The following is a 14811-nucleotide window of genomic DNA, read 5'->3' as shown; positions in this document are numbered from 1 at the left end:
TTTTCTGATAGATTGGGGGATGGCTTTTTCCTCGGACAACATCCAGGTCTTCCTGTCCGTGCTGGACCAGGGCTCCTTCTCGGCGGCGGCGCGCAGCCTCTCGCGCGTGCCCTCGGCCGTGAGCATGGCGATTGCCCACCTGGAGGCGGAATTGGACATGCCGCTCTTCGACCGCAGCGGCCGCGAACCCCGGCCCACGGCAGCCGCGCGGGCGCTGGAGCCCCAGGCGCGGCTGCTGGCCGGGCAGTTGCAGCAGCTCAACGCCCAGGCGCTGTCGCTGACCCAGGGCCTGGAAGAGCGGCTCACGGTGGCGATTGCGCCCGAGCTGCTGGCCTCGCGCTGGACGGAGCCCATCGCCGCCCTGGCGCGCGAGTACCCGCTGCTGCAGGTGGAGGTGCTGGCTGCGCCCCAGGTCGATGCGCTTGAGCTGCTGCACACCGGGCGCGCGCAGCTGGCGCTGGTGTTCGAGCGGCCCAGCATCGACGGGCGCGAAGGCTTCCAGGAGGTGGGCAGCGAGACCCTGGTGGCGGTGATGGCGCCTGACCACCCGGTGCTCCAGGCAGCGCGCGCGGCCGCCGAGGCCCGGGGCGAAGCCGGCGCCCTGGCCCAGCTGCGCGAAGAGCACCTCACGACCACGCGGCAGATCGTGGTGGCCAGCCGCGACCTGGCGCAGATCGACCGGCGCTTCGTATTTGCGCGCCACCACTGGCGCACCGACAACCACCTGGCCGCCCTGGGCCTGATCGAGGCCGGCCTGGGCTGGGGCTGGCAGCCGCGCGCGCTGGTGCAGCCGCGCATCGACGCGGGCACGCTGCTGGAGATGCCCTTCGAGAACCTGAGCAACGGCACGGCGCTGTGGGTGGACGTGGTCTGGTCCAAGGAGCGCCCCTTGGGCCTGGGTGCACGCCGCTTCGTGGAGCTGATGGCGCACGATGCGCTGCGGGCCGGGCATGCGCCCGAACAGACCTGCTCGACACCCGCCTCAGAACACGCGTGACTCGCCGTCCTGCGGGATCCACAGCCGGTGCTGCAGGCCGGCCTGTGCGGCCATCGCTGCCAGATCCGCCCGCGTCGTGGGGCAATGGTCGAGTGCCTCCAGGTGGTTGGCCACCACCAGGCCGGGCGCCAGTGCACAGGCCTCGATCACGTCGCGCCCGTCCATGAGGATCTCGCCCCCCAGGTCGAAACGCGCGCCGCCGGCCGGCAGCACGGCCACGTCGGGCCGCAGCCGGGTGAGGCAATCGCGCACTTCGGGGGTGAGCACCGTGTCGCCGGCAATGTAGACACTGGGCTCGCCCGGCATCTCGATCAGGTAGCCATGGCCATGCTCCATGAGCCGGCCGACCCAGCCGCGCCCATGCAGGCAGGCGATGGGCGTGATGTGCCCACCGCCCAGGAAGGGCTGCCGGCCGGGACCGGTCAGCGGCTGCACCACCAGGCCACGTGCGGCGAGGTAGTCCGCATCGCGGGGCATGCAGGCGACGGGCGTGCTGCGCCCGCGCAGGAACTGCTTGCCCGCCCGGTCCAGGTGATCGAAGTGGCCGCGCTGGCAATGGGTGATGAGGGCATGCGTCACGCGGCCCAGCAAGGCATCGGCCCCTTGGGGTAGCTCCACGGTGGGGTTGCGGCGGCGCGTGCCGCCCAGGTAGCGCAGCGTGGGCAGACCGCCCTGTGGCGAGAGCATGGGGTCGACCAGCAGGACCACGGGCGTGCCCTGGGCCGTGAATTCCAGCACGATGGTGGCGTTGCGCAATTGGGTGATCTTCATGGGAGAGGTGTTGTGGCAATGGATGAAGACCTATTGTTCAAAGGCGTGCGTCTGGTGAAAATGGCCGGAATGGACGATTCATTGCCAATTCATGCCACACCCAGGTGCTGATTCCCCCTCCCCCTCGCGCCCCTTGCGCCTGGCCCTGCTGCTCTATGAGGGCTGCATGCCCGCGGGCCTGTTTGCCACGGCCGACATGGCGCGCGCGGCCAACCTGCGTGCGGGCAGGCCGCTGTTCGACGTGCTGTGGGTGGGGCTGGACCTGCAGCCGGTTGCCACCTGGCAGGGGCCGGCACTGGCGCCCACCGAGACCCTGGTCCAGGCACAGGCCGATGCCGTGCTGGTGCCAGGCCTGTGGCTGTCGTCACCCGACGAAGTAAGGGCCCAGCTGCGCCCCCTGCAACCCCTGGTGCGGGCGCTGCGTGCCCTGCCCGGCCGCACGCAGCTGTGGAGCTACTGTGCCGGCGTGGTGCTGCTGGCGGCCAGCGGTCGGCTCGATGGCCACGCGGCCACGGCCACCTGGTGGCTGCGGGCGGCACTGGAGCAGGAGTTTTCGGCCGTGCACTGGCGCCTGGACGAGCCCTTGGTGGCCCACGCGGCCGCCACCACGGCCGCCGGCGCCAGCGGCTACCTGCCGTTGATGCTGCATGCGCTGGCGGCACGGCTGCCACCCCAGGCGGTGCAGGACCTGCAGGAGGTGCTGATGCTGCCCCGCCCACGCACCACCCACCCGGTGTTTGCCGGGCTCGACCTGATGGCCCAGGCAGAGCCCGCCCTGCGCAGCGCCATGCTCTGGGTGCAGCGCAGCCCGGCCCAGGGCCTGTGCCTGGCCGACCTGGCGGCGGCCATGCACCTGTCCACCCGCACCCTTGCGCGGCGGGTGCGTGCACACACAGGCCTGTCTGCGGCACACTGGATGCGCCGCATCAAGTTGCGGCAGGCCGGTGATGCCCTGTGCCAGACCCGCTACCCGCTCAAGCGCATCGCCCAGGACCTGGGCTTTGCCAGCGAAGCAGGCCTGCACCGGGCCTTCACCCATGCCACCGGCCAGACGCCCATGGCCTACCGCATGGCCCATGGCAGCCACTGACGGCCCCTTCGATAGTCCTATTCACCGGAGATGCACACCATGAACCCCTTCCAGAGCAGCAGCAAGGCCTTTGGCGAGCGCTGGTCGGCCTGGCAGCCCAAGGCGGGCGGCAAGAAAGGCAAGGCCTCCGCCCTCGCCAACTGGGACCCAGGTGCCAAGCCCTTCTCGCTGGGCAGCAAGGCCGAGGACAAGGCGGCCGTGGAAGCCCTGGCGCTGGAACTCGACGCGCTGCAGAACCTGTTCTATGCCGACAAGCGCTACAAGCTGCTGGTGGTGCTGCAAGGGACCGACACCTCGGGCAAGGACGGCACCATCCGCGGCGTGTTCGGCCGCATGAGCGCCCTGGGCGTGCGCACCGTGGGCTGGAAAGCCCCCACCGAGACCGAGCGTGCACACGACTACCTCTGGCGCATCCACCAGCAGGTGCCGCAGGACGGCGAGATCACGGTGTTCAACCGCAGCCAGTACGAGGACGTGCTGGTGCCCGTGGTCAATGGCTGGATCACGCCCGCGCAGCAACAGCAGCGCCTGGCCCATATCAACGACTTCGAGCGCATGCTCAGCGAGACGGGCACCATCGTGCTCAAGTTCCTGCTGCACATCAGCCCCGAGGAGCAACGCCTGCGCTTGCAGGAGCGCCTGGACGACCCGGCCAAGCACTGGAAGTTCAGCATGGGCGACATCGAGGTGCGCAAGCAGTGGAAGGACTACCGCCTGGCCTACGACACCCTGCTCCAGGCCACGCACACGCCCTGGGCGCCCTGGACCATCGTGCCGGCCGACTCCAAGACGCACCGCAACCTGATGATCGCCACCGTGCTGCGCCAGGTGCTGCAGAACCTGGAGCTGCGCTACCCGCCAGGCGACCCGCAGCTGGCAGGCTTCAAGGTCGAGTGAGCGTTCAGCGCCCTGGCCGACCGCTGGCCTGCAGGGCCGCAACCACCGCGGCATCGGTGCTGTCCGGCTCCCGGGCCTGGCGCTGCAGCAGATAGTCCAGTGCCGAGGCGCCTTCGGGCCAGGGCAGGTTGGTCTCCGGTCAGGCCCCGCGCACCCAGATCCGGGTGCCACCCGAGCCTGGGTGGCCAGCGACACGCCGGCAGGGCGCGAGCGGGTCGGCGCCATGCACCAGCAGCAGCTCCACCAGGGGCAGGCACAGGCCGCGCAGTTCGCTGCCCCGTGCGCACAGCATGCAGGCCACGGCCCCCAGCAGCCCGCCTTCATAGCGCACCCGGGGCGTAGCAAAGGCTTCGCCCCTGGCCGCCAGGTTGTCGGCGCTGAACACGACGGGGGTGTTGGCGTTGAGCCCGCGCTCCAGCATGCGGCGAAAGATGCCGAGGACAGCGTCCACGCGCTGCCCGTCCAGAGCGATGGGCTCCTCACCCTCGGCTGCACCCTGCTCGTACCAGCACCACGCGAGCAGCGCGCCCAGCACCTCCTCCTGGACCGCTTCCGGCGTCAGCCAGCCAGCGATGCCGGCGCCCGCATCCAGCAGTTCCAGGGCGAGGCGCACATCCCGCGCCGCCCCCTGAAAATTGCGCAGCAGCATGCGCACCGCAGGATAGTCGTCACGCCAGACCGAGGTGTCGAGGTCGACGCCCGCAGCCGCCAGCTGCGCCGTGGTTTCGGCATCGCGGTAGCCACAGCGCATGCGGTCCAGACGGGCCACGTCGCTCATCTGCAGGGGTGGCACCGAGCAGACGCCCCGGGCCTCCCGCACCGCCAGGACTTCCGCGCTGTCCTGGAAGACTCGACGCTGTGGAACAACAGGCTGCCGACCTCCTGCGCAGACTCCTCCTCGTACAACCTGGCATTCACGTCCACGCCTTCCTGGGCGAGCAGCCACTTGAGCAGTTTGGGGTGTGCGCACACGGCCTGCACCACGGCCACGGAGCGCGACAGTGCCACCAGGTCTGCGCCTGGCAGCGCCAGCAGCGCGACCAGCATGGCTTCGCGCCTGCTGCCGCCATGCTGGGCGATCTGGCTGGCCGCCTCGGTGGCCCAGGGCAGGCAGGGGGCCAGGTCCACACGGGCATCGAACATGGCGCGCACGGACTTTTCCATGCCCCCGCGCAGGGCGTGCATGAACAGGGGCATGCCCTGGGCCGCGGCGTCCGCAGAGGCCCCGGCCTTGATCTCCTTGGCGAGCGCGCCATCCTTGGACTCGAGCACCAGCCCGTACAAGCGGTCGCCTTCGGACAGGGCGGGCTTGGGAAAGGCCTTGGCAGTGATGCGCTTGCCCGCGTGGTGGTGCGTGGTGTCCGACTCGCCCACCTGGCTGTTGAAGACCTGCACACGCAGGTACTCGGCACCCGCGGCATGCAGGGCGAGGATCTGCGCCTTCTCCAGTGCATCGTGCGCCGAGGCGTCTATGCTGCAGCGCAAGGTCGTGCCCAGCAGCGACGCACTGAGCACCGAGGGCTGGTCCCAATCGGCAAAGATGCCGCCCAGAAGTTCGGGCCAGGCACTGCAGGGGGTGCCGATGGCGGCCAGCAGCTTGCCGTGCAGGGTGCAAAGCGCGTCGGCATCGGAGCCGATGCAGGTGAAGGTGTACGTGCTGGCGGACATGGAACGTGAGGCGTTGGAGATGCCCTCGAGGGCAGCAAGCCAGGGGCGCTGCGCGCCGGTTCCAGACACCGACCGGGCCAATTGGCATGTTATGCATCAAATGCATAATCCTGTAACACTCCGGCCTTGGACAGGGACAACAGGCAGGCATAAGCTCCGTGGCTTGAACTTATCCCACAAGGAAATTCACATGTCGCAATCTTCCGGCGCTCCGGCCACCAGCTCCAAGTTGGGCGCCGTCCATACCCTGCCTTCCTACCTCCAAGCAGACAACCTCGGCCCCTGGGGCGTCTACCTGCAGCAGGTGGACCGTGTCACGCCCTACCTGGGCCATCTGGCCCGCTGGGTCGAGACGCTCAAGCGCCCCAAGCGCGCGCTGATCGTGGACGTACCGATCGAGCTGGACAACGGCACCATCGCCCACTTCGAGGGCTACCGCGTGCAGCACAACACCTCGCGCGGCCCGGGCAAGGGCGGCGTGCGCTTCCACCAGGACGTGACGCTGTCGGAAGTGATGGCCCTGTCGGCCTGGATGTCGATCAAGAACGCCGCGGTGAACGTGCCCTACGGCGGTGCCAAGGGCGGCATCCGCGTGGACCCCAAGAAGCTCTCCCTCGGTGAACTTGAGCGCCTGACGCGCCGCTACACCAGCGAGATCGGCATCATCATCGGCCCCTCCAAGGACATCCCTGCACCCGACGTGAACACCAACGGCCAGATCATGGCCTGGATGATGGACACCTACTCGATGAACACCGGCGCCACCGCCACCGGCGTGGTCACCGGCAAGCCCGTGGACCTGGGCGGCTCGCTCGGCCGCGTGGAGGCCACCGGCCGCGGTGTCTTCACCGTGGGCGTGGAAGCCGCCAAGCTCACCGGCCTGTCGCTCGACGGTGCCCGCGTGGCAGTGCAGGGCTTCGGCAACGTCGGCGGCATCGCCGGCAAACTGTTTGCCGAGGCTGGCGCCAAGGTCGTGGCCGTGCAGGACCACACCGGCACCATCTTCAACGGCAAGGGCCTCGATGTACCGGCCCTGCTGGCCCACGTGAAGGCGCGTGGCGGCGTGGGCGGCTTTGCCGGCGCCGACACCATGGCAGCCGACGAGTTCTGGGGCGTGGACTGCGAGATCCTGATCCCGGCCGCGCTGGAAGGCCAGATCACCGAGCACAATGCCGGCCAGATCAAGGCCAAGCTGGTGATCGAGGGCGCCAACGGCCCCACCACCCCCGAGGCCGACGACATCCTGCACGACAAGGGCGTGCTGGTGCTGCCCGACGTGATCGCCAACGCCGGCGGCGTGACGGTGAGCTACTTCGAATGGGTGCAGGACTTCTCCAGCTTCTTCTGGAGCGAGGACGAGATCAACGCCCGCCTGGTGCGCATCATGCAGGATGCCTTTGCCGGCGTCTGGCAGATTGCCCAGGAGCACAAGGTCAGCCTGCGCACCGCCACCTTCATCGTGGCCTGCCAGCGCATCCTGCACGCCCGCGAAATGCGCGGCCTGTATCCCTGATATTTCTTTTTTGCAAGAACCGCGGCCGCCTATCCGGCGGCCCCCGGTCCGACCCAGCCGCCAGCACCGCACCCGGTGCTGGCGGCTTTTTTCCGGGAGGTGCCTGTTGCGTCCGGGCGACGCCGCACACCCGCGTTCATGCCTGTTGTCGGCACGATGCGACCGCTGGGCGGCCGCTGAAACAGGCAGATACGCACGCCAACAAATGGAAATGATTGCCCCGCAGGCTGCGTGGGAGACTGCCCTTTCATCTCGGCAATCCCAGGAGACAACGGTGGCCCTTCCCTCCCTGCGCAGCGTCATGGCGCGCTTCATGCTGAGCCGCCTGCGCACCGCCCGCTCGGTGGCCCGCCTGGCCTACCGACTGCATGGCAGCAAGCGCGCCCTCATCGACCGGCGCGGCACCCTCACCTACCAACAGCTGCACGACCGCGTGCTGCGCCTGCACGGCTGGATGCAGGCGCAGGGCGTCCAGCAGGGCGACATCGTCTTCACCTGGTTGCCTGAGACCGGCGAGCAGTACGAGACGCGCCTGGCCACGTTCGAGAACGGCACCATCTTCGCGAGCTTCCACAAGCACCTGTCGGCCCAGGCCGCGCTCGATACCCTGCTGCGCGTGAAACCCGCCGTGTTCATCCACGACCCGGCGCTGAGCGAGCCCATCCTGGCCACCGTGCGCGAGCGCATGCCCGGCCTGCACATCCTGGCCCTGGGCAAGCCCTACGAGGACGCGCTGGCCCAGGCCACGCCCACGCGCGGCACGGCCAGGGTGCACGAGGACGAGGTGTTCGCGCTGCACATGACCTCGGGCACCACCGGGCTGCCCAAGGCCATCGGCTACACCCACCGCAAGTACCTGGACAGCGTGCGCTTCATTGCCCAGTCGATCAACTTCACGCCCCCGGCCAGCGGCCAGGACATCAACATGCTGGGCCTGCCGCTCACCGGGCCGGGCTCGGGCCTGGTGCTGCCCACGCTGCTCTCGGGCGCGGTGCTGGTGATGCCCGAGAACTTCCGCTCGGCCACGCTGGCCGGGCTGATCGAGCGCCACAAGGTCTCGCGCGCCTTTCTCTCGCCGTCGGCCATCATCGACCTGCTGGACGACCCGGAGCTGCCGCGCTACCGCCTGGCCTCGCTGACCCATGTGCCCTATGGCTCGGAAATGATGCCCGCGCCCAAGATCGCCGAAGCCATCCGCCGCTTCGGCCCCATCTTCCAGCAGGGCTACGGCTGCCTGGAGGCTCTGCCGCCCATCACCTGGCTGCTGCCGCACGAACATGTGGACGCCAGCGGCGCGCCACTGGGCCTGGACATCCTGTCGTCGGTGGGGCGCGTGATGCCCGGCGTGGACGTGGTGATCCGCGATGACGACTTCCATCCGCTGCCCCTGGGCTCCACGGGCCTCATCACGGTACAGACCCCGGTGCAATTCGAGCGCTACTGGCACGACCCCGAGAAAACGGCCGAGACGCTTCGCAACGGCTGGGTGGTGATGGGTGACACGGGCTATTTCGACAAGGCAGGCTACCTGCACGTGCTGGGCCGCAATGCCGACCGCGTGCGCAAGGACGGCCAGTTGCTCAACCCGCGCGAGGTGGAAGAAGTCACGCACCAGCACCCCGCCGTCAAGGAATGCTGCCTGGTGCAGCACGGCGAGCAGGCCGTGCTGGTGGTCAGCCTGCGCCAGAGCTGGCGCACCGAGCACAACTGGCGTGCGCTGGAGCACGACATCACCGAGTACCTGGCCGAGAACCTGACCGCGGCACTGCAGCCCGACCGCGTGCGCATCGTGCCCGAGATCCCGCGCAGCTTCCTCAACAAGATGTTGCGCCGCGAGGTGCGTGCCATGCTCGACGCCGAAGAGCCCGTGGCCGAACCGGCGCACGCGCTGTGAGCGGGCCGACCGCCGCGCAGGCTGCCACCACCGCCGACACCAGGCTGCCGCTGGGCACCAAGCTCAGCTACGCCGTGGGCAACGTGGGCCTGCAGATGCTGATCGCCGCCATGGGCTTCCTGCTCATGATCTTTTACACCGACGTGGCCCTGGTGCCGCCGGCCGTTGCCGGCGCCGCGCTGCTGGTGGGCAAGGTGTGGGACACCATCAACGACCCGCTGTTCGGCTGGGTGACGGACCGCACGCGCTCGCGCTGGGGCCGCCACCGCGTGTACCTCATCTACGGCGCGATTCCGCTGGCCGTGGTGTCGGCCGCGGTATGGATGGTGCCCCCGGGCCTGTCGCCGGTGGCGGCGTTCCTGTGGATTGCCATCACCTACACGCTGTTCGACACGCTGATGACGCTGGTGCAGCTGCCCTACCAGGCCATGGCCGCCAACCTCACGCGCGACTACGACGAGCGCACCAGCCTCACGGCCTTTGCCTCGCTCGGTGCCCTGATCGGCTTCTTCGCGGGCAGCGTGCTAATGCCAGTGCTGGTGCGTGCCGCGCCCGATGCGCGCACGGGCTACGCGCTGGCCGGTGCCTGCTTCGGCCTGGCCGCCGGCATGGCGGTGGCCGTGGTGGCCTGGCGCGTGCGCGAGCCCGTGGCCGACGAGGCACCCGCCCCCGCCGACCCCTCGCCTGCCTGGGATTCGGTGCGCCGTACCTTGCTGGGCACGCTGCGCAACCGGCCCTTCCTGCTGCTGGTGAGCGCGGCCGGCCTGGTGCGCCTGGGCCTGACCCTGGTGCAGGGCGCGCTGGCCTATTTCGTCATCTACCAGCTGCAGGGCACGCAGGGCGACCTGCCGCGGCTCATGGCCATCCTGCTCGGGGTGGTGGCGGTCTCGCTGTTCGTCTGGAAGCGCGTGGTGGACCGCTGGGAGAAGAACCGGGCCTACATGCTGGGCCTGGTGTTCAGTGCCGCGGGCCTGGTGGTGCTGTACTGGATCGGGCCGGGCCAGCAGGGGGCGGTGGCCGCCGTGCTGGCGCTGATCGGCATCGGCATGGGCGCGCACTGGATCGTGCCCTTCGCGATGGTGCCCGACACCATCGACCACGGCCACATGCTCGCGGGCGAGCGCACCACCGGCATGTACTACGGCCTGTTCGGTCTGGTCGACAAGATCGCACGCACGCTGGCCACGGTGATCGTTGCGGCCGTGCTGGACATCACGCACTACGTACCCAACGTGGCCCAGTCGCCCGAGGCGCTGGGCGGCATACGGCTCATGACCGGCCCGCTGCCCGCACTGTGCCTGGCGCTGGCGATTCCGCTGCTGCTGGTCTACCCCATCACGCGCGCGCGGCACGGCGAGATCCGCCGCAGCGTGGGCGACGTGCGCGACAGCCAGTTCACGGGCTGAGCTGGGGCCCTGCGGGCAGCGCTGGAACCACCGGGTCCACCCAGCGCAAGGCCAGGCAGAACGGCTGCGCACAAGGCGTGCGCCCCGCATAAGGGCAGCCAGCCACCTCGCACAGCGGCCGTTCGCGCTCACGCTCCTCATCGACCGGCAGATGGCCACTGGCCTGCAGCACCGCCATCTGCGTCCAGGGGTCCAGGCGCTGGCCTGGCGCGAGAAGCATCTCTCGGCCATAGACCGAAGCCGGCACCTGCGCCTGGAAGTCCAGCACCAGGAGCGCACTGGTGCGCGCCGTGGCCGCGGCTTCAGGCCCCTGCAGCACCAGCGCGAACACCCCCGACTGCAGCGCCTGCGCATTGCCGGAAAACGGCACATGCAACGGCGCCGGCGCGCCCAGCCCCGCCGCGGCGAGAGGTGTCGACTGCGACGCCATCCAGGGCACCGGCACGCGCAGGGTCAGCGCAAAGCTGCGTGGCCCCTCGGGCGTCTGCACCGTGCCCTGGCGCACCAGCCAGGTCTGCAGCGGCGGCTGCCCGGGCTCGGCATCGCCTTTCTCCAGTGCATGCGCCAGGCCCACGGGCCAGGGCTGGGCCGCAACCACGCGCTGGGGAATGCCACTGCCCTCGGTGAGCTGCGCCACCAGGGCGCTCACCATGCGCAGCGCCGGGGCGTCCAGCCCCTCGGCCGGCCAGGCCGCAGACAGCGGTGCTGCCGCGGACGCAGCAGGTGCTGGCACCGGCGCCCCCGGTGCCAGCGCCGCAGGCAGCAGGTTGCGCACCGCAGCGCCCGCCGGGCTGGCCGCCGCCGCATGGCCCCGCGGATCGAAGCCCGCGCCCAGGGGGCCACGCGCCTGCGGCGAAATGCTGGCCTTGTCGGCCACTGCCGGCGCCGGGGGTGCTGCCCCGGGCACGGGTGCGGCAGGGGCCGCGGGTGCTGCGGGATCGCCCAGCGGAAACGGCGCACGCGCCGGGGCCGCCTTGTCGGTCCCGAGCAGCGCGGCCTGGCGCTGCAGCGCCGCCTCGGCCAGGAACTGGGCCACGGGCGGCAAGGCGCCAGGGCGGGAAGGGTCGATGGGTGCAGCCATGCGGGCGGTGGGGTGAAGGCCCGATTCTGGAGCGATTCGACCCCGCTGAACAGCGGCACCCGATCACCGGCCCACCCGGCCTGCGTCAGAATCCGGCCTGCCCACGCCACCATGCCCACTCCACCCTCGCCGCCTTCTCTGCCACCCCATCCCTGGGTGGCCCCTGCACTGCTCACCGGGGTGGCCGTTTTCCTGCTGCTCAGCGCCGCGCTGTTCGCGCCCAGCTGGGAGCGCGCCTTCCGCTCCGACGCCTCGCCGGCCGCCTGGTTGTCGAGCGCGCTGCTGCTCACCCTGGCCATCACCGCGCTGCGGCTGACCGCCGAGCGCGCCCTGCCCCGGATGCTGGGGATCTGGCTGGTGCTGGCCTTCGGCGCGCTGGCGCTGGACGAGCAGTTCATGCTGCACGAGTTGTGGAAGTTCCGCTGCATCGAATGGACCGTGGCCTGCCAGTCGACCTGGGTGCGCGAGGCACCCCTGCTGGCCGTGGGCGTGGTCGGCGTGGCCACGCTGGCCTGGCTGCACCGCGCGCTCAGCCACCACAGCACGCAGGCACTGGTGTGGGCCGGCCTGCTGGTCGGCCTGTGGGCGATTGCCGTCGACCAGTGGCCCGGCGTGCCGCCAGCATTGGAAACCTTCGAGGAGGTCTTCGAGGTGCTGGCCGAGGCCCTGGTGCTGGCGGCATTGCTGCGCCAGCCGGCTCCACCACCTTAGTTCAGGTGCACTCCTGGTCGATCCAGCGGCCAGCGCGGAACCACTGGCCGCCGACGTTGAGGTACCAGTGGTGGGCAAAGAGGGGGTGGCCCGACATCTCGCCCTTGAAGGGCACCTCGAAGCGCAAGATGTCGGCAATGCCGTCACGGTCGAGGTCGATTTCGTAGGCCACCACGGCCGTCTGGATGCGCACCGGCTTGGGAACGTCGGGAGGCTCGGCAGGGATGGTCCAGCCCAGGGGCTGGCGCTGGGACTTCACCGCCGCAGCGCTGGCGGGCAGCTCGGTCGTGGTGACCAGGCGGGTGAGCACCTGCGCCGTTTCCGGCAGGCGTGCATAGCGCTTGACGGGGACGACCTCGTCCCCCTCGGCCCCTGGGTCCTCGAACGCCGGGCCGGTGTAGTTGCCGCCGCAGTAGAAGTCCGCATTGTCGATCTGCCAGCTGCGCTTGCGCAGGGCCTGCGCGCCCACCAGGCCCTGCTGCGTGACGGCATAGATGGTGAGCGGCGGATCGAAGACCAGGTCGGCCGCACCCACGTCCCAGAAGCCGGTGACGAACTCGATCTCCGGCCCGCTGTGGCGGTTGTAGCGGCCCATGGGCGCCGCCGTGGGCACCACGGCAATGCGGCTTCCGGCCACGGCGGCCAGGCCGTCGGCCTCGGTGTCGTGCAGCAGCGCCACCTCGCCATGGCGCTTGAAGCGCGAGGACGCAATGGGCTGCAGGGCCAGGCGCAGGCCTGGCAGCTTGAGATCGGCGACAGGGTCCGGCACCGGCTTGCCGCGCGCGATCTCGTGGGCCGTGTCGGGCAGCACGCCGGCGCGCAGCAGGCGCTTGGCAGCATCGAACTCCGGCCGGGCGGGGTAGCGCACCTCGGCCCCTTCGGCGTGGCTCTTGCGCAAGGCCGGCAGTTGCAGGGCCGCGGGCCGGGGCAGGGCATTGCCATAGGCACGCAGGCGGTTGGACGACGGCGCCACCCAGAAGGCCCGGGCCGGGTCCTTCGCGGCCTGCGGCAGGGTCAGGGGCTGCGCGGCCAGCAGGTTGCAGGCCATGTGCGACTGGAAGGGGATGAAGCGGATCACCTCGCCCTTGCCATCGGGGTTGAGCCGGGCGTCGCCGGTGTAGAACACCTCGCACCAGCCGTCCTGCTCGGCGAGCAGGCGCACCACGGTGTTGGCCGGCAACTGGGCTTCCACCCGGGCATCGGGCCGGGGCCGTTCACGCAGGTTGACCCAGGAGCCCTGCACATGGCGCACCGGGGGCTCGGGTCCCAGCTGTGCGCCGGCGCCGGGTGCCCACAGGGCCGCTCCCGCAAGTGCGGCGGCCAGGGAGATCAATCCTGCCCGCCGCGGCATCACGCCACCAGCTCCGGCGCGGCCGCTGGCTGTTCCACCACACGCGCCAGCAGTGCCCCCGCATAGCGCGCGGGCAGCGGGATCCACACGCGCACCGGGTTGCCCTGGGCCACGGCCACGGGCTGGCCGTGCACGTCGTGCATGCGCTCGAGCCGCAGCTGGATGTTGCCGCTGGGGTGCACCACCTCCAGCAGGTCGCCCACGGCGAAGTGGTTCTTGGTTTCCACCTGCACCCAGTCGCCCGCAAGGCCCACGGCCTCCTGGCCGTCGGCGCCCAGCACCTCGCCCGCGAACTGGCTGCGCTGGGTGGCCGAGTGGCCGCTGATGTAGTTCTGGTAGTCCTGGCTCGGGCGGCGCTCGAGCAGGCCGCCGGTATAGCCGCGGTTGGACAGGCCTTCGAGCTCCAGCAGCAGCTCGGGGTTGAACGGCCGGCCGGCCACGGCATCGTCGATGGCGCGGCGGTAGACCTGGGCGGTGCGGGCCACGTAGTAAAGGCTCTTGGTGCGGCCCTCGATCTTGAGCGAGTCGACGCCGATCTGCGCCAGCCGCGCCACATGCTCCACGGCACGCAGGTCCTTGCTGTTGAGGATGTAGGTGCCGTGCTCGTCCTCCATGATGGGCATGAGCTGGCCGGGCCGGCCGATGTCCTCGAGCAGGTAGACCTGGTCGGCCGCCGGGTGGCGCACGCCGTCGCCGCAGGTGGAAAACGACTGCTCGGCCTCCTGCTGCGCGGCGGCGAAGTCGAAACCGGCCTCCATCTTCTGCGCCACGGCCTCGCCGGTGGTCGGGTCGACCTCGGCGCCATGCGTGGCATAGCCCCAGCGGCAGGCATTGGTGCAGGTGCCCTGGTTCGGGTCGCGGCGGTTGAAGTAGCCGCTGAGCAGGCAGCGGCCCGAGTAGGCGATGCACAGCGCGCCGTGCACGAACACCTCGAGTTCCATGTCCGGGCACTCCTGGCGGATCTGCGCGATCTCGTCCAGGCTCAGCTCGCGCGAGAGGATGATGCGCGCAACGCCCATCTTCTGCCAGAACTTCACGGCCGCCCAGTTGGTGGTGTTGGCCTGCACCGAGAGGTGCACGGGCACCTCGGGCCACTTTTCCTTGACCATCATGATCAGGCCGGCGTCGGCCATGATCAGGGCGTCGGGCTTCAAATCGATCACGGGCTCGATGTCGCGCAGGTAGGTGCGGATCTTGTCGTTGTGCGCGATCAGGTTGCTGGTCACGAAGAACTTCTTGCCGCGCGCATGCGCCTCCTCGATGCCCTGGCGGATCTGCTCCAGGCGGAACTCGTTGTTGCGCGCGCGCAGCGAGTAGCGCGGCTGGCCGGCGTACACGGCGTCGGCGCCGAAGTCATAGGCCGCGCGCATCTTGTCGAGCGAGCCGGCGGGCAACAGCAGTTCAGGGGCTTTGAGGGCGGTCATCGGGGGCC

At 70.1% G+C, this 14811-nt stretch carries 13 protein-coding genes; 7 read left to right on the top strand and 6 right to left on the bottom strand.

Annotated features, from left to right (window positions below):
* The first annotated feature begins 19 nt into the window (after positions 1 to 19).
* Positions 20 to 997 carry a LysR family transcriptional regulator gene (locus AC07PA_RS03205; RefSeq protein WP_494603227.1) on the top strand — a complete coding sequence of 326 codons (978 nt, stop codon included), beginning with the start codon at positions 20 to 22 and terminating at the stop codon, positions 995 to 997.
* Here the strand turns inward: AC07PA_RS03205 and AC07PA_RS03200 are convergent.
* The gene (locus AC07PA_RS03200; RefSeq protein ID WP_494603229.1) at positions 983 to 1768 is read right to left on the bottom strand and encodes an MBL fold metallo-hydrolase; all 786 of its coding nucleotides are present in this window, start codon (positions 1766 to 1768) and stop codon (positions 983 to 985) included. The genes AC07PA_RS03205 and AC07PA_RS03200 overlap by 15 nt on opposite strands.
* A gap of 91 nt (positions 1769 to 1859) precedes the next feature.
* On the opposite strand from AC07PA_RS03200, the gene AC07PA_RS03195 reads away from it, so the two are divergent.
* Entirely contained in the window at positions 1860 to 2858 is a 999-nt protein-coding gene (locus AC07PA_RS03195; RefSeq protein WP_494655362.1) for a GlxA family transcriptional regulator, read from the top strand.
* 30 nt (positions 2859 to 2888) lie between these two features.
* Complete coding sequence (locus AC07PA_RS03190; RefSeq protein ID WP_494603233.1) at positions 2889 to 3755, top strand: PPK2 family polyphosphate kinase; 867 nt, start codon at positions 2889 to 2891, stop codon at positions 3753 to 3755.
* 139 nt (positions 3756 to 3894) lie between these two features.
* Here the strand turns inward: AC07PA_RS03190 and AC07PA_RS03185 are convergent, their stop codons facing one another.
* A complete protein-coding gene (locus AC07PA_RS03185; protein WP_494603235.1) occupies positions 3895 to 4533 on the bottom strand; it encodes a hypothetical protein in 639 nt (212 codons plus the stop codon).
* A complete protein-coding gene (locus tag AC07PA_RS03180; protein WP_494603237.1) occupies positions 4530 to 5423 on the bottom strand; it encodes a hypothetical protein in 894 nt (297 codons plus the stop codon). Before AC07PA_RS03180 ends, AC07PA_RS03185 begins: the two co-directional genes overlap by 4 nt.
* A 190-nt stretch (positions 5424 to 5613) precedes the next feature.
* Between AC07PA_RS03180 and AC07PA_RS03175 the strand changes: the two genes are divergently transcribed.
* The 3 genes from AC07PA_RS03175 to AC07PA_RS03165 all read left to right on the top strand — a co-directional run bounded on the left by AC07PA_RS03175 (position 5614) and on the right by AC07PA_RS03165 (position 10236).
* Positions 5614 to 6936 (top strand): Glu/Leu/Phe/Val family dehydrogenase, encoded by a 1323-nt coding sequence (locus AC07PA_RS03175; RefSeq protein WP_007860465.1) that lies wholly within the window; start codon positions 5614 to 5616, stop codon positions 6934 to 6936.
* A 274-nt stretch (positions 6937 to 7210) separates the two neighbouring features.
* The gene (locus tag AC07PA_RS03170; protein ID WP_007860467.1) at positions 7211 to 8830 is read left to right on the top strand and encodes a class I adenylate-forming enzyme family protein; all 1620 of its coding nucleotides are present in this window, start codon (positions 7211 to 7213) and stop codon (positions 8828 to 8830) included.
* Positions 8827 to 10236, top strand: coding sequence for an MFS transporter (locus AC07PA_RS03165; RefSeq protein ID WP_494603240.1), 1410 nt, complete (start codon positions 8827 to 8829; stop codon positions 10234 to 10236). Before AC07PA_RS03170 ends, AC07PA_RS03165 begins: the two co-directional genes overlap by 4 nt.
* Here AC07PA_RS03165 and AC07PA_RS03160 read toward each other — a convergent pair.
* Positions 10226 to 11317 carry a hypothetical protein gene (locus AC07PA_RS03160; RefSeq protein WP_494603242.1) on the bottom strand — a complete coding sequence of 364 codons (1092 nt, stop codon included), beginning with the start codon at positions 11315 to 11317 and terminating at the stop codon, positions 10226 to 10228. The genes AC07PA_RS03165 and AC07PA_RS03160 overlap by 11 nt on opposite strands.
* A 111-nt stretch (positions 11318 to 11428) precedes the next feature.
* Here AC07PA_RS03160 and AC07PA_RS03155 point away from each other — a divergent pair, with 111 nt between their 5' ends.
* Positions 11429 to 12028, top strand: coding sequence for a DUF8692 domain-containing protein (locus AC07PA_RS03155; RefSeq protein ID WP_494603244.1), 600 nt, complete (start codon positions 11429 to 11431; stop codon positions 12026 to 12028).
* A gap of 1 nt (position 12029) precedes the next feature.
* Here the strand turns inward: AC07PA_RS03155 and AC07PA_RS03150 are convergent, their stop codons facing one another.
* Together AC07PA_RS03150 and trhP are read right to left on the bottom strand one after the other, a co-directional pair.
* Positions 12030 to 13361, bottom strand: a complete 1332-nt coding sequence (locus AC07PA_RS03150; RefSeq protein ID WP_494603246.1) for an SH3 domain-containing protein — start codon at positions 13359 to 13361, stop codon at positions 12030 to 12032.
* Positions 13362 to 13378: 17 nt separating this feature from the next.
* Entirely contained in the window at positions 13379 to 14803 is a 1425-nt protein-coding gene (gene trhP, locus AC07PA_RS03145) for a prephenate-dependent tRNA uridine(34) hydroxylase TrhP (RefSeq protein ID WP_007860474.1), read from the bottom strand.
* Between the last annotated feature and the right edge of the window lie 8 nt (positions 14804 to 14811).

The sequence above is a fragment of the Acidovorax sp. GW821-FHT09B03 genome (assembly GCF_059418305.1).
The sequence above is the reverse complement of the archived record's forward strand: the minus strand, read 5'-3'. Positions and strand labels throughout refer to the sequence as shown.